General features: G+C 74.5%; 18 protein-coding genes and 1 pseudogene. 13 read left to right on the top strand and 6 right to left on the bottom strand.

The annotated features are described in order from the left end of the window. Positions 1–85: 85 nt before the first annotated feature. The 9 genes from ACIBQZ_RS04570 to ACIBQZ_RS04530 all read left to right on the top strand — a co-directional run bounded on the left by ACIBQZ_RS04570 (position 86) and on the right by ACIBQZ_RS04530 (position 10,430). A complete protein-coding gene (locus tag ACIBQZ_RS04570) occupies positions 86–1,315 on the top strand; it encodes a sensor histidine kinase (protein ID WP_396087056.1) in 1,230 nt (409 codons plus the stop codon). Then, a complete protein-coding gene (locus ACIBQZ_RS04565) occupies positions 1,312–1,998 on the top strand; it encodes a response regulator (RefSeq protein ID WP_396087055.1) in 687 nt (228 codons plus the stop codon). The genes ACIBQZ_RS04570 and ACIBQZ_RS04565 overlap by 4 nt, the downstream gene beginning before the upstream one ends. A 73-nt stretch (positions 1,999–2,071) precedes the next feature. Continuing rightward, positions 2,072–3,439, top strand: a complete 1,368-nt coding sequence (locus ACIBQZ_RS04560; RefSeq protein ID WP_396087054.1) for a glycoside hydrolase family 6 protein — start codon at positions 2,072–2,074, stop codon at positions 3,437–3,439. Continuing rightward, the gene (locus ACIBQZ_RS04555) at positions 3,433–4,590 is read left to right on the top strand and encodes a cellulose-binding domain-containing protein (RefSeq protein ID WP_396087053.1); all 1,158 of its coding nucleotides are present in this window, start codon (positions 3,433–3,435) and stop codon (positions 4,588–4,590) included. Before ACIBQZ_RS04560 ends, ACIBQZ_RS04555 begins: the two co-directional genes overlap by 7 nt. Positions 4,591–4,702: 112 nt before the next feature. Next, positions 4,703–6,160: an ATP-binding protein gene (locus tag ACIBQZ_RS04550; protein ID WP_396087052.1), complete on the top strand. Its 1,458-nt coding sequence runs from the start codon at positions 4,703–4,705 to the stop codon at positions 6,158–6,160. Between the two features lie 110 nt (positions 6,161–6,270). Beyond that, entirely contained in the window at positions 6,271–7,122 is an 852-nt protein-coding gene (locus tag ACIBQZ_RS04545; protein WP_396087051.1) for a hypothetical protein, read from the top strand. A gap of 52 nt (positions 7,123–7,174) precedes the next feature. After that, on the top strand, positions 7,175–7,948 hold the full coding sequence (locus ACIBQZ_RS04540; protein WP_396087050.1) for a MerR family transcriptional regulator: 774 nt from the start codon (positions 7,175–7,177) through the stop codon (positions 7,946–7,948). After that, the gene (locus tag ACIBQZ_RS04535; RefSeq protein WP_396087049.1) at positions 7,945–8,853 is read left to right on the top strand and encodes an ABC transporter ATP-binding protein; all 909 of its coding nucleotides are present in this window, start codon (positions 7,945–7,947) and stop codon (positions 8,851–8,853) included. The genes ACIBQZ_RS04540 and ACIBQZ_RS04535 overlap by 4 nt, the downstream gene beginning before the upstream one ends. Then, the gene (locus ACIBQZ_RS04530; RefSeq protein ID WP_396087048.1) at positions 8,850–10,430 is read left to right on the top strand and encodes a hypothetical protein; all 1,581 of its coding nucleotides are present in this window, start codon (positions 8,850–8,852) and stop codon (positions 10,428–10,430) included. The genes ACIBQZ_RS04535 and ACIBQZ_RS04530 overlap by 4 nt, the downstream gene beginning before the upstream one ends. A gap of 15 nt (positions 10,431–10,445) precedes the next feature. Here ACIBQZ_RS04530 and ACIBQZ_RS04525 read toward each other — a convergent pair whose 3' ends face one another. The 6 genes from ACIBQZ_RS04525 to ACIBQZ_RS04500 form a co-directional block, all read right to left on the bottom strand. Further along, positions 10,446–12,680 (bottom strand): putative bifunctional diguanylate cyclase/phosphodiesterase, encoded by a 2,235-nt coding sequence (locus ACIBQZ_RS04525; RefSeq protein WP_396087047.1) that lies wholly within the window; start codon positions 12,678–12,680, stop codon positions 10,446–10,448. Between the two features lie 93 nt (positions 12,681–12,773). Continuing rightward, positions 12,774–14,399: an acyl-CoA dehydrogenase family protein gene (locus ACIBQZ_RS04520; RefSeq protein ID WP_396087046.1), complete on the bottom strand. Its 1,626-nt coding sequence runs from the start codon at positions 14,397–14,399 to the stop codon at positions 12,774–12,776. A gap of 10 nt (positions 14,400–14,409) precedes the next feature. Beyond that, positions 14,410–15,126, bottom strand: coding sequence for an alpha/beta hydrolase (locus ACIBQZ_RS04515; protein ID WP_396087045.1), 717 nt, complete (start codon positions 15,124–15,126; stop codon positions 14,410–14,412). 151 nt (positions 15,127–15,277) lie between these two features. Then, complete coding sequence (locus tag ACIBQZ_RS04510) at positions 15,278–16,699, bottom strand: DUF4332 domain-containing protein (protein ID WP_396087359.1); 1,422 nt, start codon at positions 16,697–16,699, stop codon at positions 15,278–15,280. Between the two features lie 126 nt (positions 16,700–16,825). Next, the gene (locus ACIBQZ_RS04505) at positions 16,826–19,765 is read right to left on the bottom strand and encodes an Ig-like domain-containing protein (protein ID WP_396087044.1); all 2,940 of its coding nucleotides are present in this window, start codon (positions 19,763–19,765) and stop codon (positions 16,826–16,828) included. 219 nt (positions 19,766–19,984) lie between these two features. Continuing rightward, positions 19,985–20,113, bottom strand: a complete 129-nt coding sequence (locus ACIBQZ_RS04500; RefSeq protein WP_396087043.1) for a hypothetical protein — start codon at positions 20,111–20,113, stop codon at positions 19,985–19,987. 136 nt (positions 20,114–20,249) lie between these two features. Between ACIBQZ_RS04500 and ACIBQZ_RS04495 the strand changes: the two genes are divergently transcribed. From ACIBQZ_RS04495 to ACIBQZ_RS04480, 4 genes and pseudogenes are all read left to right on the top strand, one after another. Beyond that, positions 20,250–21,998 carry a dynamin family protein gene (locus ACIBQZ_RS04495; protein ID WP_396087042.1) on the top strand — a complete coding sequence of 583 codons (1,749 nt, stop codon included), beginning with the start codon at positions 20,250–20,252 and terminating at the stop codon, positions 21,996–21,998. Then, on the top strand, positions 21,995–23,437 hold the full coding sequence (locus tag ACIBQZ_RS04490) for a dynamin family protein (RefSeq protein ID WP_396087041.1): 1,443 nt from the start codon (positions 21,995–21,997) through the stop codon (positions 23,435–23,437). The genes ACIBQZ_RS04495 and ACIBQZ_RS04490 overlap by 4 nt, the downstream gene beginning before the upstream one ends. 24 nt (positions 23,438–23,461) lie before the next feature. Further along, positions 23,462–23,869 (top strand): YccF domain-containing protein, encoded by a 408-nt coding sequence (locus ACIBQZ_RS04485; protein WP_396087040.1) that lies wholly within the window; start codon positions 23,462–23,464, stop codon positions 23,867–23,869. A gap of 65 nt (positions 23,870–23,934) precedes the next feature. Next, a pseudogene (locus tag ACIBQZ_RS04480) lies at positions 23,935–24,203 on the top strand (GlsB/YeaQ/YmgE family stress response membrane protein). Positions 24,204–24,212 lie beyond the last annotated feature (9 nt).

Raw genomic sequence — 24,212 nt, 5'->3', positions numbered from 1 at the left:
ACTCCCGGCGTGGTATTCATGGCCGGGCCCGGCTACCACCACGAGACGACGACCCGGCAGCTCCGCCTCGCGTACGGTCGGCGTGATGGAGGAGAGCGGCGTCTTGCGGATCAAGCGGTGGCCCGTCACCCAGTGGCACCCGCTGCTGGTCGACGCGCTGCTCGCGGTCGTCCTGGGCGCCTTCGTCCTGAAGAACGCGGTGCTGAAGCCGGACACCGGTCTCGCGCAGACCGTGACGGTCGGGGACGTGCTGGTGGCCGTCGTGGCGTTCCTGGCGGTCCTCCAGCGCCGCAGCCATCCCCGGTCCGCGCTGCTGATCGCCACCGCCGCCACGGTCGGCGCGGTGACCCAGGGGGTGAGCAACCCCGGGCTGATCGCGGCGCTGGGCGTGATCACGTACTCGATCGCCGCGCACACCAACCGGCGCAACGGCTGGACCTGCGCGCTGGCCGCCGCGTCGGTGGTCTACGCGGCCGCCGTGTTCGCCTCCGCCGGCTGGCGCCCGGACGTGCTCGCGGTCTTCGCCTGGATCTTCATGGCCGCCGCGGTGGGCGACGCCGCCCGGTCCCACCGCGCCTACGTCGCCGAGGTCGAGGCCCGGGCGCTGCGGGCGGAGGAGACCCGCGAGCAGGAGGCGCAGCGCCGGGTGATCGACGAGCGGCTGCGCATCGCCCGAGAGCTGCACGACGTGGTCGCCCACCACATCGCGGTGATCAGCGTGCAGGCGGGCGCGGCCACCCACGTGCTGGAACGCCGGCCGGACCAGGTCGGCCCGGTGCTGGCGCACATCCGCGACGCCTCCGAGCTGGTGCTCAAGGAGATCACCTCGGTGGTCGGCGTGCTGCGCAACTCCGACGAGCAGACCAGCACCGAGCCCGCGCCCGGGCTGTCCCGGCTGCCGGACCTGGTGGGGGCGCTGGCCGCCGCGGGCTTCGCGGTCCGCCACCGGCTGCGCGGCGAGGTCCGGGAGCTGCCGGCGATGGTCGACCTGGCGGCCTACCGGATCGTGCAGGAGGCGCTGACCAACGCCCACCGGTACGGCGACGGCCGCGCCGCGCTGCTGGTCGAGTACGCACCCAGCGGCGTCATCCTGGAGGTCACCAACGACATCCGGCCGGACCGGCAGGCCGCCGGCGCGGGTTACGGGCTGCTCGGCATGCGCGAGCGCGCGTCCGCCGCCGGGGGCACCGTCACCGCCGGGCCGCTCGGCGACGGCCGGTTCCGGGTGCACGCCGTGCTGCCGGCCGCGGAGGTGCTGACCGCCGAGGCCGCGCTGACCGGCGGGACCGGCCCGGCGAAGGGCTGCATCCGGTGACCATCCGGGTGCTGCTGGCCGACGACCAGACGCTGATCCGGGCCGGCTTCAAGATGATCATCGACTCGGAGCCGGAGTTCGAGGTGGTCGGCGAGGCCTCCGACGGCCGCGAGGCGGTGGCGCTGGCCCGCACCGCGCGCGCCGACGTGGTGCTGATGGACATCCGGATGCCGCGGATGGACGGCCTGGAGGCGACCCGCCGGATCGGCGCCGACGACAACCTCGCCGGGGTACGCGTGCTGGTGCTCACCACCTTCGAGAACGACGACAACGTGGTGCTCGCCCTGCAGGCCGGCGCCAGTGGTTTCCTCGGCAAGAGCGTCGCGCCCGCCGACCTGCTGCACGCGATCCGGGTGGTGGCCGGCGGGGACGCGCTGCTCTCGCCGCGGGCCACCCGCGGGCTGGTCAGCCGGTTCCTGAGCGGGCCGGAGCCGGCCGCCGATCCGGTGCGGCCGGCGCTGACCGGGCTCACGGAGCGGGAACGCGAGATTCTCGTGCTGGTCGCGCACGGACTGTCCAACGACGACATCGCCGAGCGGCTGCACGTGTCCCCGCTGACCGTGAAGACCCACGTCAACCGGGCGATGACCAAGCTCGCCGTGCGGGACCGGGCGCAGCTGGTGGTGCTCGCGTACCGCACCGGGCTGGTCCGGCCGGGGGAGCAGCTGCCCGCGCACCCTTGAGGTTTCGGTGGTGTTACAACTACCGTGGTCGATGCATGGGAGCGCTCCCATACTCATCCCCAGGAGTTGTCGAATGCGCTTGAGAACCCTCGCCACCGCCACGGCGGCCGCCGCCGTGGTCGCCGGCACCGCCGTGCTCTGGCCCGGCTCCGCCTCCGCTGCCGAATCCCCCTTCTACGTCGACCCGCAGACCGGCGCCGCCCGCTGGGTCGCCGCCAACCCGGGTGACTCCCGGGCCGCGGTGATCCGCGACCGGATCGCCGCGGTCCCGCAGGGCCGCTGGTACACCCAGAACAACACCGCCACCGTCGCCGGCGAGGTGGACTCCTTCGTCGGGGCCGCCGCGGCCGCCGGCAAGACACCGATCCTGGTCGTCTACAACATCCCCAACCGCGACTGCAGCGGCGCCAGCTCCGGCGGCATGCCCAACCACAGCGCGTACCGGCAGTGGATCGACCAGGTGGCTGCCGGGCTCAAGGGCCGCGCGGCCGCGATCGTCCTGGAGCCGGACGTCCTGCCGATCATGACCTCCTGCCTGACCACGGCCCAGCAGGAAGAGGTCTACGCCTCGATGGCGTACGCCGGCAAGAAGCTCAAGGCCGGCTCGGCCGCCGCGAAGGTCTACTTCGACGCCGGGCACTCGGCCTGGCTGTCCCCGTCCGAGATGGCCGCACGGCTGAACCGGGCGGACATCGCCAACAGCGCCGACGGCATCTCGGTCAACGTGTCCAACTACCGCACCACCGCGGAGTCGACCACGTACGTCCGCAACGTCATCGCCGCCACCGGCGTCTCCCGGCTCAAGGGCGTGATCGACACCAGCCGCAACGGCAACGGCCCCGCGGGCAGCGAGTGGTGCGACCCGGCCGGCCGCGCCATCGGCACCCCCAGCACCAACGCGGTGTCCGACTCGATCCTGGACGCGTACCTGTGGATCAAGCTGCCGGGTGAGGCCGACGGCTGCATCGCCGGGGCCGGGCAGTTCGTCCCGCAGCGCGCCTACGACCTGGCGATCGCGGCCGGCCCGGTGACCACCCCGCCGACCACGCCGCCGACGACCCCGCCCACGACCCCGCCGACCACGCCGCCCACCACCCCGCCGACGACGCCGCCGACCAGCCCGCCGCCGGCCGGTGGCTGCGCGGTGGCCTACACCGCGAACGCCTGGTCGACCGGCTTCACCGCCGACGTGCGGATCACCAACCGCGGCCCGGCGCTGAGCTCCTGGACGCTGACCTTCACCGTGCCCGCCAACGTCACCCTGGCCAGCGGCTGGAGCGGCACCTGGAGCCAGTCCGGCAGCACCATCACCGTCCGCAACGCGGCCTGGAACGGCTCGCTCGCCACCGGAGCCACCACCAGCACCGGCTTCCAAGCGACCTTCACCGGCGCCGCCCCGGCGAACCCGACCGCCTTCACCCTGAACGGCACGCCGTGCTGATCCGGCTGGCGGCAGCCGGCGCCCTGCTGCTGGGCACGGTCCTCGCCGCGGCGGCCCCGGCGGCCGCGGCCACCGCCTGCGACGTCACCTACACCGCCAACTCCTGGAGCACCGGCTTCACCGCCGACGTGCGGGTCACCAACAACGGCGCGCCGGTCAGCGGCTGGGTGGTGAGCTGGACCTTCACCGGAAACCAGCAGGTCACCAACGGCTGGAACGCGCAGCTGACCCAGTCCGGCCGCGCGGTGACCGCGGCGGCGCCGTCGTACAACACCACGCTGGGCACCGGGGCGTCGGCGAGCTTCGGCTTCCAGGCGACGTACTCGGGCAGCAACCCGGCGCCGGCGTCCTTCGCGCTCAACGGCGTCTCCTGCAACGGCGACACCCCGCCGACCACTCCGCCGCCCTCGACCCCGCCGTCGTCCACCCCGCCGTCCGTTCCGCCGTCCACCCCGCCGACCTCGACGCCGCCGCCGGCCGGCTGCACGTCCGGGGTCCGGTGTGACGGTTTCGAGGGCACCCAGGCCGACTGGGCGGTGACCTATCCGGACTGCTCGGGCACCGGCAGGGCGGCCTTCGACACCGCGGTCGCGCACAGCGGCAGCACGTCGCTGCGCGTCGACGGGGCGGCGGGCTACTGCAACCACGTGTTCATGCGCAACACCGCGCTGCTGCCGGCGGGCGCCTCGGCGCTCTTCGTGCGGTACTGGGTGCGGCACACCACCGCGCTGCCCGCCGCGCACACCACGGCGGTGGCGCTGCGTGACGTCAACGACGGCAACCGGGACCTGCGCTTCGGCGGCCAGAACGGCGCCCTGCAATGGAACCGCGCCTCCGACGACGCCACGCTGCCGGAACAGAGCCCGGCCGGGGTGGCGCTGTCCGCGCCGCTGCCGACCGGCGCCTGGACCTGCGTGGAGTTCAAGGTCAACCAGGCGGACGGCACGATGCAGACCTGGCTCAACGGCACCTCGGTGCCCGGGCTGCTGCAGGACGGCGTGCCGACGCACGACATCGACGGCCAGTGGCTGAACCGGACCTGGCGCCCCGCCCTGGCGGACCTGCGACTGGGCTGGGAGAGCTACGGCGAGGGCGCGGACACCCTCTGGTACGACGACGTCGCCGTGGGCACCACCCGCGTCGGCTGCTGACGCACGCGGTACGGGGGCGGCGGCGCTGTGACGGCGCCGCCGCCCCCGGCCGATCGGTGAGCGAGCCGATGTGTGCCCGGCGTGTCACTCTTGGTCGGGAGAGGGGGCCGCCATGTCCTTCGAGTACGCCGGCGCCACCGTCGAGATCGTCGACGCCACCACCATCCTCGCCGCCGCCCGGGTCAACCCGGTCGAGCTGCTGCGCCGGGCCACCTTCCCGGCCCCGGTGCGCCGGGCCGGGCTGACCGTGACCAGCGCGGACACCGAGTCCGGGCCGGTGCACGTGTTCGTCGCGGAGATCCGCACCAACGACGACGACCGGCCCCAGCGGGAGCGGATCCGCGCGGTCGTGCTGGGCAACGACCCGGTCGGCACGCTGCTCGCGAAGCGGATCGCCGCCGGCGACCCGGTGGCCACCAAGATCGTGGACGGGGTGGGTGCGGCGGCCGTCGCGGCGTACAAGAAGCTCGGTCTGGACCGGCCGTCCGGGCCGGCGGCGGACCGCGAGCCGGACACCGCGGTGCTGGCCGATGCGACCGCCGGGCTGCAGGCCGCGGTGACCTACGACCAGGCCGGCGGCCTGGTGCGGCTGCGCGCCGAGGTGGCCCGCGACGAGGTCCAGCCCGCCCACCTGGCGGCCATGGTCAAGCTGACCCTGCAGGCCGTGGTCGAGCTGCTCGGGCCCGAGGCCGGCGAGTCGCCGCTGGCCGGCCGGCGCTACGTGGTCAGCCGCGAGGTCATCCCGAAGGTCGCGACGACCACCCAGACGGTCACCCTGGACCAGGTCGGCGGGCTGGCCGACGTGGTCGCCGAGCTGCGCCAGATCGCCGTGTCGTTCCGGCACCCGGAGGCGATGGCCCGGTGGGGCGCCCGCCGGCCGCAGGGCATCCTGATGTACGGCCCGCCCGGCACCGGCAAGACGATGCTGTCCCGGGCGCTGGCCAACGAGATCGGCGCCGACTTCCGCGAGATCCGCACGCCGGAGATCCTGGACAAGTGGCTGGGCGGCTCCGAGCGCAACATCAAGCAGATCTTCCGCGACGCCCGCCGCTACCGGGTGCCCACGCTGATCCTCTTCGACGAGTTCGACTCGATCATCAGCTACGCGGGCTCCGGCGGCGACGCGGCCAGCCAGGCGATCAACGCGGTGGCCGGCATCTTCAAGCAGGAGATGAACGACCTGATCGAGGCGAACCCGAACGTCATCGTGGTGGCGACGACGAACTTCCCGCACCGGGTGGACGACTCGCTGATCCGCTCGGGCCGGTTCGACGTGAAGATCTCGGTGCCCAAGCCCGACGAGGTGAGCCGGGCCGAGATCTTCCGCAAGATGATCGCTCAGCTGGTGGCGGTGCACGAGGAGCCGGGCTTCACGATGTTCGCCGACGGGATCGACACGGCCGAGCTGGGCCGGCTCAGCCACGGCATGACCGGCGCGGACATCAAGGAGATCCTGCGCCGGGTGCAGCTGACCAAGGCCATGCAGGACGCCCGCACCGGCGGCCTGGTCGAGCCGATCAGCCAGCGGGAGCTGATCGCCAGCATCAACGAGCTGCTGGGCAACCGCTGAGCAGGCGGCGGGCCCGGGACGCCGGGGTCCGCTACTGCTCGCGGTCCGCGACCACGAACAACCGGTCCGGGCGCGGGGGCCGCCGCGGGCCGCGTGAGAGGATTCGGGCCATGGCACATCAGCGTGGGACCGGCAATATCGATGCGCGGGTATCCCTCGCCCAGGACCGCGGCACCACCCCCGCCGAGCTGTACGGGCTGGCGTCGGACTCGTCGGCGCTGGTCCGCGCGGCGGTCGCGGCCCGGCCGGACGCGCCGGCGGAGGCGCTGCGGCCGCTGGCGCGCGACCGGGACCGCACGGTCCGGGAGGCGGTCGCGAAGAACCCGGCCACCTCCCAGGGCAACCTGCTGCGCCTCGTCGGCGACGCCGACCGGTGGGTGCGCTGGGCGGTCGCGGCCAACCCCGCGGTGGATGCCCGGATCCGCAGCGTGATGGCGAAGGCCCAGGACAAGGAGCTGCGCGGGCTGCTCGCGGAGATGCCCGCCCTCGAGCCCGAGCTGGCCGCGGTCCTCATCACCGACGCGTCGCCCGAGGTGCGGGAGCGGCTCGCCGCACACACCCAGGACCCCGAGGTGATCACAGAGCTGCTGCAGGACCGTACCGTCCGGGTGCGCAAGGGGCTCGCGATCAACAGGCGGACCACCGCCGAGCAGCGGCACCTGCTGGCCCAGGACCCCTCGCCGGACGTCCGCGCCGCGCTGGTGCGGGCGGTGCCGCTGGACGAGGCCGACCTGGCGGCGCTGGTGGACGACCGGTCGGTGGAGGTGCGCCGCTCGCTGGCGACCTCCGCGGTCACCCCGGAGCACATCCGGCAGGCGCTGGAGAACGACGCCGACGAGACGGTCGCGGAGGACGCCCGCCGCTACCGCGCGTCGACCGCCGACAAGCCCGCGGCCGCGGCGAAGCGCGGCGGTCACCGCCGTGCGGTCGGCACGCGTTTCCCGGGCAAGCCCACCCGATAGCCCCCGCGTTCGGCCTTGCGTGTGACGTTACGTCACAGTCCACACTGACCTCATGCGGGTCAAGGAACTGGCCGACCTCACCGGCACCACGGTGCGCACCATCCGGTACTACCACCAGATCGGGCTGCTCCCGGTGCCTGCGATGCGCGACGGCCGCCGCGCCTACGACCTGACCCACGTGGCCCGGGTGAGCCGGATCCGCTGGCTGGCCCGCGCCGGTGTGCCGCTGTCCCGGATCACCGGGCTGCTCCAGGACCGTCCCGGCGCGGGCACGATGGCCGACCTCACCGCGACCGCCGCGGCCATCGAGGAGCAGATGGCCCAGCTGGAGGCGCAGCGGGAGCTGGTGTGCCGGCTGCTCGAGGCCGCCGTCCGCGGCGACCTGCTCTCACCCATGCCGGCGGTGGCCGCCCGCTTCTACGAGGGCCTGCTGGAACGGGCCCCCGACGAGAAGGTCCGGCGGGAGATCCGGCGCGAGCGCGACTTCGTGGAGCTGGCCTACTACCGCGGCGACATGCCTGCCGAGGCGGAGGCGGTCTACCACGGCTTCACCGAGGCGCGGCTGCAGGAGAGCCTGGCCAGCTACTGGGAGATCGCCCACCGGTCACCGGAGGACCACGAGGTCGACCAGGTGGCGCTGGCCACGGTGGAACGCATGGTGGGCCGGCTCGGCCCCCGGTTCTCCCGGCTGGCCGCCGCGCTCGACCCGGCGACGGTCCGCCGCGCCGCCGAGCTCTACGTCCGGGTCTCCGGCGACGACGAACGGCTCAGCCGGGCCATCGCCGACACCCTCATCCGCACCATCGAGGAGGTACGGGGCCGATGACCACCACTGCGATCATCGACGTGCGGGAGCTGGTCAAGCGGTTCGGCCGGTGCGCCGCCGTGGACGGGCTCGACCTGGCCGTCACCGCCGGGCAGGTGCACGGGTTCCTCGGCCCGAACGGGGCCGGCAAGACCACCACCATCCGGGTGCTGCTCGGGCTGTACCGGGCCGGCGCCGGCCACGTCCGGGTGCTCGGCCTCGACCCGGCCGTGCGGTCCGCGGCCATCAACCGGCGGACCTCGTACGTGCCCGGCGAGCTCCACCTCTGGCCCAACCTGACCGGCCGGCAGTGCCTGGACGCGCTGGCCGGGCTGCGGGGCGTACGGGACGAGGCCGCCGAGCGGCGGCTCGCCGACGCGTTCGCGCTGGACGTGCGCAAGCGGGTGCGCGCCTACTCCAAGGGTAACCGGCAGAAGGTGGTGCTGGTCGCCGCGTTCGCCGCCCCCACCGACCTGCTGATCCTGGACGAGCCGACCTCCGGCCTGGACCCGCTGATGGAGGAGGTGTTCCGGCAGTGCGTCCGGGAGGCGGTGGCCGCCGGGCGTACGGTGCTGCTGTCCAGCCACATCCTCAGCGAGGTCGAGCAGCTCTGCGACACCGTCACCATCATCAAGGACGGGCGGCTCGTCGAGTCCGGGCGGCTGGCGGCCCTGCGGCACCTGGCCGCCTCGCGCGTCACCGCCCGGGTGGCCGACGGGCACCGTACGGCGGTCACGGCCGGGCTGCGCGGGCTCGGGCTGCTCAACGGCGACCCGCCCGGCGCCGAGCTGACCCTGAGCGTGCCCCGCGAGCAGGTCCCGCCGGTGCTGGAGCTGCTCGCCCGCACCGGTGTCGTCGACATCACCTGCACCCCGGCCAGCCTGGAGGACCTCTTCCTGCGGCACTACGAGACGGTGCAGCGGTGACCACCGTACGGCTGCTGCTGCGCCGGCACCGGCTGCTGATCGGGTCCTGGCTGGTGTTGTTGTGGGCGCTGTGTGCCGCGACGCCGTGGGCGTACCAGAACACGTACCCGACGGCGGAGGCCCGCGCCGTCGCGGTGCACCAGGCCCGCGCCGAGACCGCCTCCACCCTGCTGCTCGGGGAACTGCCGCTGCCGGGTACGCCGGCCCAGATGTTCGCCTGGGAGATCGGCGGCATCGTCAGCATCCTGGTGGCGATCTTCGCGGTGCTGCTCGCGGTGGCCCTGACCCGGGCCGGCGAGGACGACGGCACCCTGGAGCTGATCCGCGGCTCCGGGGTGGCCCGCCGGACCCCGCTGCTGGCCGCGCTGACCGTGCTCACCGCGGTGGCCGCGACCGCCGGACTCGGGGCGGGCGTGGCGGCCGGGCTGTGGAGCGGTCACGTGGACGGCGTCACCTGGTCCGGCGCCGCCGCGTTCGGCGCCGCGCTGACCCTGGTGTGCCTGCTGTTCGGCACTCTCACCGCGGTGCTGGCGCAACTCGCCTCGACGGCGCCGACAGCCCGCCTGCTCGGCTCGGCCGGTCTCCTGCTGGCGTTCGTCCTGCGCGGGGTGGCGGACGTCCGCGACGTGGGCCCGCTGAACTGGGTCAGCCCGCTGGCGGTCCGGGCCACGGTGCTGCCGTTCACCGCGAACCGCTGGTGGGCGCTGGGCGTGCACCTGGCGGTGGCGGTGCTGCTCGGGGCGGTCGCGGTGACCCTCGACGGCCACCGGGAGTACCGCGCCGGGATGGTCCATCGCCCGGAGACCCGGGACACCCGGCTGCCGGTGCGCTCCGTGCGGGGACTGCGGCTGCGGCTGGCCCGCCGCTCGCTGCTGATCTGGACTTGCGCGGTGGGCGGGCTGGCCGTGTTCTTCACCGCGATGGGCTCAGGGGTGGTCGATCAGAGCCGCACCGGCGAGGTCGGCGGCTTCCTGGGTGCGCAGCTCGGCGCCGACCCGGTGGCCGGGTTCTGCCGGTACGCCGCCACGCTGCTCGGCATCGTCGTCGGCGCGTACGCGATCCTCCAGGTCTCGCAGTATCACCGCGAGGAAGCCGAGGGCCGCACCGCGCTGCTGCTGTCCACCGGCATCCGCCGCCGCGCGCCGCTGCTGGCCCAGACCGCAACCGCCCTGCTGACCAGCGCCGCAGTGCTGGCCGTCGCCGCCGTGCTGGCCGCGGCCGTCGCACCCGCGACCATCGGCGGCACGGACCCGGCGCTCCGGATGTTCGTCTTCGTCGCCGGGCAATGGCCGGCCACCGCCGCGATGGCGGGGGCGGCGGCGATGCTGGCCGGGCTCTGGCCGCGGGCGCTGGGCGTGGCCTGGCTGCCGCTGGCCGCCGGTGGGGTGTTCGCGCTGCTGGGCACGCTGCTGGAGGTGCCCCGGCGGATCCTGGACTGGGGGCCGTTCCAGCAGGTCCCGGACCCGGTGGCGGCCCACCCGGACTGGTGGGGGCTGCCGGCACTGCTGCTGCTCGCGGCGGTGACCGCCGGCATCGGACTGCTGGCCGCGGGCCGCCGCGACCTCCTGGCCGGCTGACCCACCGGAAACCCGTTACGGGTGGGCGGTGAGGGCGTGGGCGGCGAAGTCCGGCTCGGCGACCGGTTTGCCGAAGTGGTAGCCCTGGGCCAGCTGGTAGCCGAGGCGGTACAGCTCCGCCGCCTGTTCCGCCGTTTCCACGCCCTCGGCGACCGCGGACAGGCCGAGGCCCTCGCTGACCCGGATCAGGGCCGTCGCGATGACGGCGTGCCGGCCCGCCATGGTGATGTTGTCGACGAACGACTTGTCGACCTTGAGGACGTCCACCGGGACCTGCTGGAGCAGGCCGAGTGACGAGTGGCCGGTGCCGAAGTCGTCGAGCGCGATCCGGACGCCCAGCTCGTGCAGCTCGTTGAGGGTCTGTACGGCCTGGCCGCCGCCGAACACCGCGGTCTCGGTGACCTCCACGGTGAGCCGGTCGACGGGCAGGCCGGTCTCCGCCAGGGTGCGGGCGACCACCGCGGCGAAGCCGGGCTGGGCGAGCTGGCGGGCCGAGACGTTGACGCTGATCTTGCTCGGGGCCTGGGTGCCCCAGTCGGCCAGCCACTCGACGGCCTGGGCGCACGCGGTGCGCAGGATCCACTCGCCCAGCTCGATGATGAGCCCGTTGTGCTCCGCGGCCGGGATGAACCGGTCCGGGGAGATCATGCCGCGTTCCGGGTGGTCCCAGCGGACCAGCGCCTCCACCGCCCGCAGCCGGCCGTGCGGCAGCTCCACGATGGGCTGGTAGACCATCCGGAACTGGCCGGCGTCCAGCGCGGTGCGCAGTTCGGCGCCGAGGCGGGCCTGCTCGTCGGCGTTGTCGTCCAGTTCGACGGTGTGCCGGCGGCAGGCGCCACCGCCGCTGCGCTTGGCGGCGTACATGGCGACGTCGGCGCGGCGGAGCACCTCGACGGCGTCGTCGGTGCCGGTGGCGTCGGCGATCCCGATGCTGGCGCTGACCAGCAGGTCGTGCCCGCCGGCGCGGACGGGCTCGTGCAGCGTGCCGGCCAGCCGGGCCATCGTGGCATCGACGGCCGCGGCCGTCCTTCCGGTCAGCAGCACCGCGAACTCGTCGCCGCCCATCCGGGCCACCAGCGCGTCCGGGCCGGCCGCGCGGAGCAGGCGTTCCGCGACGGCGATCAGCAGCCGGTCGCCGATCGCGTGCCCGAGTGCGTCGTTGACCTCCTTGAAGTCGTCCAGGTCCAGCAGCGCCACCTGCATCGTGCCGGTGGCCAGGCCCTCGGTCAGCCCCTGCTCCAGGCGGCGGCGGTTGGCCAGCCCGGTCAGGTCGTCGGCCATCGCGAGGTCCTCGAGCAGGTCGGCCTGGTGCTGGACCTGGGACACAAAACCGGCCATCCGGATCACCACGAGGACGAACAGGATGACGGCGCCGGCGGCGATCACCAGCCGGTCCACCGCGTTGTCGCCGATGCCGGGCACGAACAGCAGCGCGGGGGCCAGCAGCGAGCTGACCGCCAGCAGGACCAGCCGGGACCGGCCCACCCGGGCGTCGCTGGGCCGGCTCGCCGTGGTGCCGGTCCAGCGCATGGACGGGTGCAGGGCGGCCGCCGCCCACCAGATGTAGGAGAGCAACCAGCCGGACTCGAGCAGGCTGCCGCCGTCGGACTCGGAGTAGAGCGAGAGCAGCGAGTAGGAGACGTCCGCCGCGAGCAGCAGCAGCGCCGCGACGCTCAGCAGCCATGCGCTGGTCGAGCGGGCGCCCGAGCTGGTGAAGAACCGCGCCAGTATCGCCAGCAGCAGGGCGTCGGCGGCCGGGTAGGCCACCCCGATGACCCGTTCCAGCGTCGAGGCGGTCGAGCCGGCCGCGATCGGGTGCATGACGAACACCCAGAACACCAGGCCGATGCCGATCGCCACGATGGCCGGGTCGACCAGGCCCCGGAGGTCGACGCCGCGGCGCCGGCCCCGGCTGAGCTGCACCAGACCGACAACCAGCATCGGGTACGCGCACAGATAGAAGAAGTCGGCCGCGGACGGGTACGGCTCCTGGTCCAGGATGTACTTGTAGTACTCCCAGACGAGGTCACCGATGACCCAGGTGGTCTGCCCGGCGGCGAACCAGTACCACATGCGGGGCCGGGCGGGGCGGTGCAGGCGGACCGCCAGCGGGATCAGCAGGCACGACAGCAGCCCGATGATGTTGTAGATGACGTTGGCCGCGAGCCCCTCGTACGGCAGCAGGCTGTGGCCGGCCGTGGCGAGCCCGCCGACGACCAACCACCACCACCAGAGCCGCTTATGCCACACGGAATGCCATCGGTCGGCGCCGCGGCCACCTGAGAATTTCACCCGGGCACGCGACGGCCGTCACGCCGCACGCAGCCGCCTCCGGTCCGGCGGTCAACCCGGGAAGGCGCGGTCGACCAGGGCAGCCGTGTCCAGCCCGCGCGGCAGCGTGCCGAACGAGTGACCCCAGTCGCCGCCGAGCCGGCTGGCACAGAACGCGTCGGCCACCACGGCCGGGGCGTGCCGCACCAGCAGCGACCCCTGCAACACCAGCGCCATCCGCTCCACCACGCGGCGGGCGTCGGTCTCCAGATCCTCGCCCGCGCCCAGCAGGCCGGTCAGCTGCGCCGCGGCCGCGTCGAGGCGCGCGTCGGCACCCGCCGCGGCGCCCACCTCGGCCCGGAACGCCTCCAGGCCGGCCGGGTCGCGGCGCAGCGCGCGCAGCACGTCCAGCGCCTGCACGTTGCCGGAGCCCTCCCAGATCGAGTTCAGCGGGGCGTCCCGGTACAGCCGGGGCAGGCCCGACTCCTCGACGTAGCCGTTGCCGCCGAGACACTCCAGGGCCTCGCCGACCACGGCGGGCTGCCGCTTGCACACCCAGAACTTGCCGACCGCGATCGCCAGGCGGCTGAAGGCGCGCTCACCGGCGTCACCGCGCGCCCCTCGGTCCACGGCCCCGGCCAGCCGCAGGGCCAGCGCTGTCGCGGCCTCCGACTCCACCGCCAGGTCTGCCAGGACGTTGCGCATCAGCGGTTTGCCGATCAGCGGCCCGCCGAAGGCGGACCGGTGCCGCGCGTGATGCACGGCCTGGACCAGCGCCGCGCGCATCCCTGCGGCCGATCCGGTCACGCAGTCCAGCCGGGTCATCGCGACCATCTCGATGATGGTGCGCACGCCCTGGCCCTCAGCGCCGACCGGCCAGGCCACCGTGTCGTCGAACTCGGGCTCGCTGCTGGCGTTGCTGCGGTTGCCGAGCTTGTCCTTGAGCCGCTGGATGGCGAACGGGTTGCGCTCGCCGCCGGGCAGCACCCGCGGCACCAGGAAGCAGGTGAGCCCGGCCGGGGCCTGGGCCAGCACCAGGAACAGGTCGCACATGGGCGCGCTGGTGAACCACTTGTGGCCGCGCAACCGGTAGGTGCCGTCGGCGGCGGGCAGGGCGGAGGTCGTGTTCGCGCGGACGTCCGAGCCGCCCTGCTTCTCGGTCATGCCCATCCCGGCGAGCAGGCCCCGCTTGGCCGCCGGGGTCCGCAGGCCGGGATCGTAGACCCGGGCGGTGAGCAGCGGCTCGTAGACGGCGGCCAGCTCCGGGGCGTGGCGCAGGGCCGGGACGACCGCGTACGTCATCGAGATCGGGCACGAGTGGCCCGCCTCGACCTGGCTCCAGGTGAACAGGCCGGCCGCGCGGGCGACGTGGGCGCCGGCCCGCTGGTCCGCCCACGGCGCGCCGGCCAGGCCCTCGGTGACCGCGACCTCCATCAGGTGGTGCCACGCGGGGTGGAACTCGACCTCGTCGACGCGGTGGCCGTATCGGTCGTGGGTGACCAGGCGGGGCTCGTACACGTTGGCGTCGGAGGCCCAGCGCTGCGCCTCCGCCTGCCCGCCCAGCTTGCCGAGCCGGTGCAGGTCGTCGGCGGCCCAGCCGGCGCCCTGCAGGGTGAGGTGCTCCAGCAGGGCGGCGTCGGCGGCGATGTCGTGGCCGGCCAGCGGCGGCGGCTGGTTGACGACCTCGTGGGTAGGCATGCCCCCAAACTTAGGCCCCGGCGGCGGGTGGGGACCAGGTGCGAGCCATCTCCGCGATCCGCTCGGCGACCCCGCCCGGGTCGACGACCTGGTGCAGGTGCCGGCCCGGGATCCGCTCGACGGCCCAGCCCCGGGCGGCGGCCTCGTTCGCCACCTGGTCGTACGGCGGGCCGAACAGCAGGTAGCCGCACGGCTGCGCGTCCCAGCCGGCCGGCACCGGGATCAGCTGCTCGTAGAAGCTCAGCGGCAGCCGGGGCTGCTCGGCCTCGACGGCGGCGCGGACGGCCGGCTCCGGCAGCATCGGCGCCACCTCCGACTCGTCGAACCAGGTGGTCCACGGCGGCAGGATGCCGTCGACGGCCCGCTCCCGCAGGAACGGCAGCGCCTCCGCCGGCACCACCGGGGTCGGCCCCTGCCGGGCCGGCAGCGACGCGTCGACGAACAGGCAGCCGACCACCGGCCGGGTCGCCGCGGCGACGACCACCGGCACGAACAGCCCGGCGTTGCTGTGCGCGACGAGCACGACGGAACGGCCGGCCGGCACCGCGTCGACGGCCGCGCCGACCGCCGCCACCACCCGCGGCCAGAACGGGGGCCCGCCCGCGCCGACACCGGCCAGCGACGGCACGACCACGGTGGCTCCGCGCCCGCGCAGCCGCTCGGCGACCGGCGTCCAGGTCCCGGGCCCGACCGACGGGCTGTGCACCAGTACAAAAACGGCGTCCATGGTGCTCACGGTGTCGGAAACCGGCCGCCGTGACCAGTGCGGCGCGTGCGCCCTGAGCGAAACCGCGCCGGCCCCAGGCTGTCCAGACAGGAGTGACGGCGAAGGCCCGGCCCCGCTCAGGTGCGGGGCCGGGCCTTCGTGGCGTTTCCGGTCAGTTCTGCAGGACGCCGCGGTCGGCGAGCAGCTTCGCCTGCTGCGGCCAGGTCACCAGGCTCGGCGAGAAGCGCATCCCGGCGGCGGCGATGGCGGCCCGCAGGGTGGCCTCGTCGGCCGCGGCGAGCTGGGCGAAGGTGGTGATGCCGGCGGCGACCAGGGCGGCGGCCATCTTCGGGCCGATGCCCTCGATCCGGATCAGGTCGTCCGGGGCGGCCGGTGCGGTGCTGTCGGGGGTGCGCTGCGCCGGGACCGGGTCGGCGCTCGCGGTCGGCTCGGCGCTCTCGGTGGTGGCGGGCTCGGTGCTGTCCGCCGGCTCCGGGGTCGGAGTCGGGGTCGGGGTCGGGGTCGGGGTCGGGGTCGGGTCGAGCGCGGGGGCCGGCTCGGTGAGCGCCGCCGGGGCCGCGATCACCGGGTCGGTGGTCGCCGGGGCGGTGGTCGCCGGGGCGGTGGCCGCCGGCGCGGTGGCTTCCGCAGCCGTGGCTTCGGCGGTGGTGGCTTCGGCGGTGGTGAGGGGCTCGACGGCCGGGGCGCGGTCGGCTGCCAGGTCGTCGGCGAGGGCATGGAAGCCGCGCTGGTCGCCCTCGGCCAGCAGGCGGGCCTGCGCGGGCCAGGTCGCCAGGTTGGGGGAGAGGCGCAGCTTGGCGGCCTTGACGGTGGCCCGCAGGTCGGCGAGGTCGGCGTCGGCCAGCTCGCGGTAGGTGGTGATGCCGGCGGCGGCCAGGGTCGCGGCGATCTTCGGGCCGATGCCCTCGATGCGGGTCAGCTTGTCGCCCACCGGCGCGGCGCCGGTCCCGGCGGAAACCGGGGCGGCGGCGACGGGCTCAGCCTCCGGCACGACGACGGCAGCCGGCTCGGCCACCGCAACCGGCTCGGCGTCGGCGAACGGCTCGGCGTCGGCGGCGGGCTCAGCGACCGCAACGGTCTCGGTGTCGGCGAACGGCTCGGCCACCGCGTCCGGCTCGGCGACGGGCTCGGTCACCGAGGTGTCAGACGCGGCTACCGAAGAGTTGTCGGACGTAGCGACCGGCGAGGTGTCGGACGCGGCGGTGAGGACGGGCTCCGGGTGCGCGACCGGCTCGGTCTCCGCGGCGACGGGCTCGGCGTCGAACTCAGGCGCCTCGGCCGGCGAGGCCTCCACGATGGCCGCGACCGGCTCCGCAACCGGCTCGGCGGCGGTCACGGCAACCGGCTCCGCGACGGGCTCGGTGGCGGTCTCGGCAACCGGCTCCGCGACCGGGTCGGTGGCGGTGTCGGTGACCGGCTCCGGCTCTGCGGCGGTCTCGGTGGCCGGCGGAGCGACAGCCGTCGCCGCAGCGGGAGCCGCGGCCGCGGACCGGCGGTTGACGAGGATCCGTCCCCAGATCAGCCAGCCCGCGAGCAGGCCGACCAGGAGGGCGGCAACGATGGACAGGAGCATTGCCACGGCATGCCTCCGAAGACGAGGGTCGAGATGTAGGCGCGCAGCTTCGCACATCTCGATACCGCCCCGGTTGCGGCGTGCCGTTTTTTCGGCCACCGGACGGGTGATTTCCCCACGAGCCGGTCAGGGGCGCGGCCTCAGCAGCGTGATCCGGCTCGCGCCGAGCTCCGTCACGTACAGATTCCCGGTGCTCAGGTCCTGGGTCACGTCGAGTGGCTGGCTGAATCCGGTCAGGCCGGTGAGGCCCGTGGTCCGGTTGCTCAGCGTGCCGTTCGGCGCCACGTCGAAGGTCTCGATGTCCTGCCCGGCCGAGTAGCGCACCACCAGCAGCTTGCCGTCCAGCGCGCCGCCGCGGTACTCGATCGCGCCGTTCGCCGAGGCGTGCAGGCCCGCGTCGTACGTGCCGGCCAGGTCGAAGTTCGGGTCCGGCAGCGTGCCCACCGGGTACGCGCCCACCTGGTACGGGTCCGTGCCCGCGGTCGGGTTGCCGCCGGCCAGCACCCACTCGCAGCGTTGCGGGTTCGGGTGGCCGTAGTAGCGGCCCGGCTTGACGTCGAACACGTAGTCGGTCTCGGCGGTCGGCACCGACGTCAGCCCCGGCACGGCCGGTCCGGTGTAGCCGCGGCGCGCGCAGGACGCGGGCAGCGGCGCCGGCGTCGCGGGCGTGTTCCCGCCGGCCGCGGAGCCGTTGGTCGGCGCGTACAGGTGGCCGTTGCGGTGCCAGACCAGGTCGTACGCGTTCCGCACCCCGGTCGCGTGGAGGGTCAGCGGGGCCCCGGCCGCGTACGGGTCGTAGCCGCCCCCGTCCGCCGTCTTCACGTCGATCGGCGTACCGGTGAACGCCGCGGTGTCGAACCGCAGCACGGCCGCGCTGAGCAGTTGCTCGGGCCGGTTGCCCCACGTCGAGTCGGCGGCGCCCATCGCGTTGTTCGCGCCCTGCGAGACGTAGAGCGCGCCGTCGGGTCCGAAGGCGAGCGAGTTCGTCTCGTGGTCCTTGACCGAGCGCGGCAGGTTGACCACCACCGGCGTGTAGGTGGCCAGGTTCGTGCCGCTGAGCCGGCCGATCCGGCCCGACCAGTCCGGCACGTTCAGCGGGCCCACGTACTCGTAGTTGTCGGTCACCCAGAGGTTCCCGGCCGGGTCGAAGGCCATGCCGATCACCGTGCGGGCGGGCGCGCCGGGCAGCCCCAGCGCGGCCGCGTTGTCCCGGACCGCGGTGTTGATCGTGGCGGTGCCCAGGGTGCCGTCGGCGTTGACCGGGAAGCGGAAGATGCGCCCGTCGAGCGTGCCCGCGTACAGGCGGTTGTCGGGGCCCTTGAGCACCGTCGTGAAGGACGCGCCGGTCGCGACGCCGACCACCTTGTCGAAGGCGGCCCCGCCGGTGCCGCCGCCGGCTCCGGTGGTGAAGACGATCGAGTACGGGGTGAACGCCCGCCCGCTGACGTCCTGCACCCCGCTGGTCAGGCTGAACCGGTACGTCGTGTTCGCCGCCAGCGGCGCGGTCGGGGAGAGGTTCACGACGTCCCCGCCGCCGCTGGTGATGGTGGTGGCCGGCACCGCCGTGCCGTCGGCGACCCGGGTCAGCGTCACCGTCGCCGCGGTCAGCGTGGCCTGGTCGACGCCGCCGTTGGGCAGGACCAGATCCTCGACCACGCTGCCGGTCGGCGGCACACCGGTGGCGCCGTTGGCGGGTGTGCTGGTGCGCACGCCGGGGATCGCGCCCGCGCCGGGCACGCTGGCCACGTCCACGTAGTTGAGCTTGGTGTTGGTGCCGCCGGCCGGGCTCAGCGTGAGCCGCCCGTCGGTGACCCGGACCGTCCGGGTCGCGGTGGCGTGCTTGACCGACGCGGCCGGGGTGAAGGCGGCGACGGCGTTCTGGTCCTCGATGCTGAGCCAGTGCGTGCTGTCCACGGCGGTGCCCGCGTCGCCGACCGCGGCCGTCACCGTGTACGTGCCGTTCGGCACGACGGCCTCCCACGAGCCGGGCGTGGTCACCCCGGTGGACCCGGCCGGCAGCTGGGCGTGGATCAGCGTGGCCAGCCGCACGTCGGCCTGCCCGGCGGCCGGGTTCCGGTTGCGGCCGTTGCCGGCCAGGCTCAGCGGCGTCGCGGTGCCCAGCTGCACCCAGCCGTAGCCCCGCGCAGCGGCGAACGCGTCACCGGAGTCGCGGACGTAGCCGGCCGGCGGCGCGGTCGCCGCGTCGGAGAAGTTCACCTTGAGCGCGTACGCGGCCGGAGTGGCCGTGACGGCAGCGGAGCGCGGCGACTCGGCGCCGGCGCTGTCCACGGCGGCCACGGTGTAGGAGTACGCAGTGCCGTTGGCGGCGGTGAGATCCAGCCAGCTCGTCGCGGCGACCGGAGCGGTGCCAGACACCAGGGTGGTGCCCCGGTAGACGCGGTATCCGGCAGCGGCGGACGCCGTCCAGGCCAGCGCGACCTGCGAGTCGCCCGGTGTCGCGGTCAGCCCGGTGGGCGCCTCGGGCGCGCCGACCCGCGCGATCTCCAGGTGGTTCAGCTTGGTGTTGGTGCCGCCGGTCGCGTCGACGGTCAACCGCCCGTCGCTCACCGGCACGGTCACGGTGGCGGTGCGGTACTCGGCGGCGGCGGTGGAGACGAAGCCGGACACCGCGGTCACGCCCTCGGCGCGGACGGTGTGCGCGCTGTCGTAAGCCGGCTGGTCGCCGACCGACACGGTGACCTGGTAGGTGCCGGCGGGCAGCGCGTACTCCCATGCGCCGGGAGTGGTCACGCCGTTGGTGCCGCCGACGTCGCCGTACTGCAGGTGGATCAGCGTGTTGAGCCGGGCGTCGATCCCGGCCCGGGCGCGGTCGCGCGTGTTGCGGCTCAGGTCCAGCGGGTCGTGTGTGCCGGCCGTCACCCAGCCCGAGCCGCGCGCGGCGTCGTAGCCGAGCCCGGTGTCCGCGGTGTAGCCGGCCGGGACCGCCGACGCGGCCGGCTGGAAGTTGACCTTCGCGACCGGGGTCACCGCCGCCTGCGCGGGCGCCGCGGCTGCGAACGGCGCGACGAGGGCGGCCACGGCCACTGTCCACAGAAGACGACGCACGACGAGCCCCCAGACCGGCCCGCACAGGCCTGGCGGCAGCCTGGCACGGACGTCGCGCCACGCTCACTGTCAGCAATCTGTCTGCTCCGTTTCCCCAGGTCAGCGCCGGACCGAATGGTCTTGCTCGGACCGTTGGGCACGAACGGATACAGCGCCCGTAAGCGCCGATCATCGAGCGGATCCGGCTGACCCGGTACAGATCACCTGCGGGCCGGCGGTCTACTGTGGCCGGCGCCGGCGGGCGATCGTGTAGAGGTCCCGGGCCGGGCCGATGAGCTGCCCGGCGGCCGGCCACACCGCCCGCAGCCGCCGGTGCAGCGGCACCGCCTCGGCCCTGCCGGCAGCCATCGCCGTGACCCTCTGTGCCATGCTGCTGGCCACCTGGTCCGTCGTCGCCGTCCGCACGGTGCGCGCGGCCCGCCGGGGTGACCTTCTCCGGCCTGCGCCGCCCGCGTAGCCTCTGAGCAGGGCCGCGACGAGATGAGTGAGGGAGCCGTTGGCCACGGATCTGCTCGCCGAGCTGGCCGGCGCACGCCGCCTGGCCGTGGCACACGACCGGCCCGACCTCGCCGGACGGCTGGACCGCGCGACGGTGCAGCTGCGCGGCGAAGAGGTCACCGTCGCGGTGGTGGGCGAGTTCAAGCAGGGCAAGAGCACGCTGGTCAACGCGCTGCTGCGGACCGACGTCTGCCCGGTCGACCCCGACGTGGGCACTGCTGTGCCCACGGTGCTCCGCTACGGCAAGGAGCCCTCGGTCACGCTGCGGGTGCCCGCCGCCGACGGCTCCGCGGAGGCCGTCGTGGTGCCGTTCGACCAGCTCCTGCCGGAGGTCACCGCGGCCACGCCGACCGCACGCAGCGTGGAGGTCCGGCTGGACCGGCGGCTGCTCGGCACCGGCCTGTCCTTCGTCGACACGCCCGGCGTGGGCGGCCTCAACTCCGCGCACGGCAACCTCACCCTGGGCGCGCTGACCGGGGCCGCGGCGGCGCTGTTCGTCACCGACGCGTCCCAGGAGCTCACCGCGCCCGAGGTCGCGTTCCTGCGCCGGGTGCTGGAGCGCTGCCCGGTCGCCTGCTGCGTCGTCACCAAGATCGACCTCTACGACGAGTGGCGGCGCATCGTCGAGCTGAACGCCGCTCACCTGGCCGCGGCGGGCATCGACGTGCCGATCGTGCCGGTCTCGTCGTTCCTCCGGCTGCGCGCCCAGGCCCGGGAGAACGCCGAGCTCAACGCCGAGTCCGGCTACCCGAGGCTGGTCGAGCTGCTGCGCCGCGACGTGCTCGGTGCGGCCCGCGCGGGGGCCCGCACGGCCGCGCGCGCCGAGCTGGCGTTCGTGGTGGGCCAGCTGCGCGAGCGAGTGGCGGCCGAGCAGGCCGCGGCGAGCTCACCCGCCGCGGCGGAGACGCTGGTCCACCGGTACGCGGAGAAGCAGCGCCGCACCCGCACGCTGGGCTCCTGGCAGACCGTGCTGGGCGACGGCATCCAGGACCTCACCGCCGACGTCGACCACGACCTGCGCGAACGCCTGCGCACGATGCTGCGCGAGGGCGAGGAGCTGCTGAACGAGTCGGACCCGCGCGACACCTGGCAGGACTTCCAGGCCTGGGCCGCCCGGGAGGCCGCCGCGGCCGCGGTGGACAACCTGATGCTGCTGGCGAACCGCACCGAGCAGCTGGCCCAGGAGGTCGCGGCCCGCTTCGACCTGGAGTACGAGGGCCTCGACCTGGACCTGCCCGCCCCCGAGCAGGGCCTGGTCAAGGTGTCCGACCTGGACGTGGACTTCCACCGCTCCGGCATGCAGCAGTTCCTCGGCGCGTTCACCGCCGCCCGGATCACCTACGGCGGCTTCTACATGCTCGGCGCCCTCGGCGCGCTGTTCAACATCGCCGTCGCCGCGCCGATCGGCATCATCGCCGGCCTGACCCTGGGTCGCCGGCTGGTCAAGCAGGAACGCGAACGGCAGATCCAGCAGCGCCGCCAGCAGGCCCGGTCCGAGCTGCGCCGCTACGTCGACGACGTGTCGTTCCACGTGGGCCGCGACTCGCGCGAGGCGGTCCGGCGCACCCAGCGGCTGCTCCGCGACGAGTTCGCCGCCCGCGCCGCCGCGGTCGAGCGCTCGACGGCGGCCGCGGCCTCGGCGGTCCGCGAGACGGCCGCCCTGCCGAACGACCAGCGCCAGGCCCGGGCGAAGCAGCTGGCCGCCCTGCGCGCGGAACTGGACCGGCTGGCATGACCCTGCTCAACGACGTGCGGGACCTGCTGGACCGGACGCTGGCCGGCACGGCCGACCCGGCGGTGCGGGCGGCGATCACCGACGCCCGCCGCCGGCTCGGCGAGCCGCTCCGGGTCGCGCTCGCCGGCAAGGTCAAGGCGGGCAAGTCCACGCTGCTCAACGCGCTGGTCGGCGAGGGCCTGGCGCCCACCGACGCGGGGGAGTGCACCCGCATCGTCACCTGGTACGCCGACGGCCCGACCTACGCCGTCACCGCCCACCTGACCGACGGCAGCACCCGGGCGCTGCCGTTCCACCGGGTCGGCGGCGCCGTGCGGATCACCCTCGACCGGCCCGCCGCCGAGGTCGGCCACCTGGAGGTCCGGGTGCCCAGCTCGCGGCTGCGCCGGCACACCCTGATCGACACCCCCGGCATCGCGTCGCTCTCCACCGACGTGTCTTTGCGGACCACGGCGTTCCTCGACGCGGAGGCCGACCGCCCGGCGCAGACCGACGCGGTCATCTACCTGCTGCGCCACCTGCACGCCGGCGACGTGCGGTTCCTGGAGTCGTTCCACGGCGACGAGCTGGCCAGCGGCACCCCGGTCAACACGGTCGGCGTGCTGTCCCGCGCCGACGAGATCGGCGGGGCCCGGCTCGACGCGATGGAGGCCGCCGCCCGGGTCGCCGCCCGCTACGCCGCCGACGACCGGCTGCGCCGGCTCTGCCCGGTGGTCGTGCCGGTCGCGGGCCTGCTCGGCGCGGCGGGCGCGACGCTGCGCGAGGACGAGTACCGCACGCTGGCCGCGGTGGCCACGGCGCCGATGGCCGACGTGGTGGAGCTGCTGCTCACCGCCGACCGCTTCGCGTCGTCGGCACCGGAACGGCGTGAGGCGCTGCGCCGCCTCGGCCTGTTCGGGGTACGGCTGTCGGTCCGGCTGATCCGCGAACAGAAGGTGCACGACTCCGCCGACCTGGCCGCCGCCCTGACCGCGCACAGCGGCATCGACCGGCTCCGGGAGGTCTTCGCGGCCCAGTTCGTCGGGCGCAGCGAGGTGCTCAAGGCCCGCTCGGCCCTCGCCGTCCTCGACGAATACCTGGACCCCGGCTCGGCGCCGGCCGCCGAGGCGGAACGGATCCGGGCCAGCGCCCACGAGTTCGTCGAGCTGCGGCTGCTGCACCTGCTGCGCTCGGGACGCCTGCCGGGCACCGCGGCGCAACTGTCCGAGATGGACCTGCTGCTCGGCGGGGCGGGCAGCGCCGCGTACCTGCGCCTGGGCCTGCCGGCGGACGCGGCGCCGGAGCGGATCATGGCGGCGGCGGGGGAGGCGCTGGCGCGCTGGCAGATGCTGGCCGAGCACCCGTTCTCGGCGCGGGAACTGCGCACGGCCGCCCGCGCGGTCACCCGCAGCTGCGAGGGCCTGCTGGCCGCGGTCCGGCCGGCACCGGGACCGGGATAGCTGGCGGGGGCGCGTCATGCTGGGTTGGTGCGCCTCATCCTGAACGTCCTCTGGTTCATCTTCGGCAGCGGTTTTGTGCTGGCGCTGGGTTACGGTCTCGCGGCCCTGCTGTGCTTCGCCCTCGTGGTCACCATCCCGTTCGGCGTGGCGGCGCTGCGGCTGGCCTCGTACTCGCTGTGGCCGTTCGGCCGCACACTGGTCACCCGGCCCACCGCGGGGGTCGCCTCCGGGCTCGCGAACGTGCTCTGGGTGGTGATCGCCGGCTGGTGGCTGGCCCTGGGCCACGTGCTGGCCGGCGTCGCCCAATGCGTGACGATCATCGGCATCCCGTTCGGCGTCGCGAACTTCAAGCTGGTCCCGGCCGCGTTCTGGCCGCTCGGCCGCGAGATCGTCGACCTGGATGAGGTGCCCGTCACAGCAGCGGCCCGGTAGCCGACGTTTGCCGGCCCCGCGGGCACGGGAACCCATCGGCATCCACCTCGCTGGGAGGAGCCGACATGGAGATCACCGGGATCTTCACCGCCATCGTCATCGGCCTGATCATCGGCGCGCTGGGCCGCCTGGTCGTGCCGGGCCCGCAGCGCATCCCGATCTGGCTGACCCTGCTGATGGCATCGTGGCGGCGCTGCTCGGCACGCTGCTGGCCGCGGCCCTGGGCGTCGACGACACCGCGGGCATCGACTGGATCGAACTGATCCTGCAGGTCGCGGTCGCCGCGGTAGGCGTGACGGTCGCCGCCGGGCTGATGGGCCGCCGCACCCGCTGACTGCCTCGC

The sequence above is a fragment of the Actinoplanes sp. NPDC049599 genome, from assembly GCF_044465625.1.
GTDB lineage: Bacteria > Actinomycetota > Actinomycetes > Mycobacteriales > Micromonosporaceae > Actinoplanes.
Note: the sequence above shows the minus strand (reverse complement) of the source record. Positions and strands in the feature narration are given on the sequence as shown.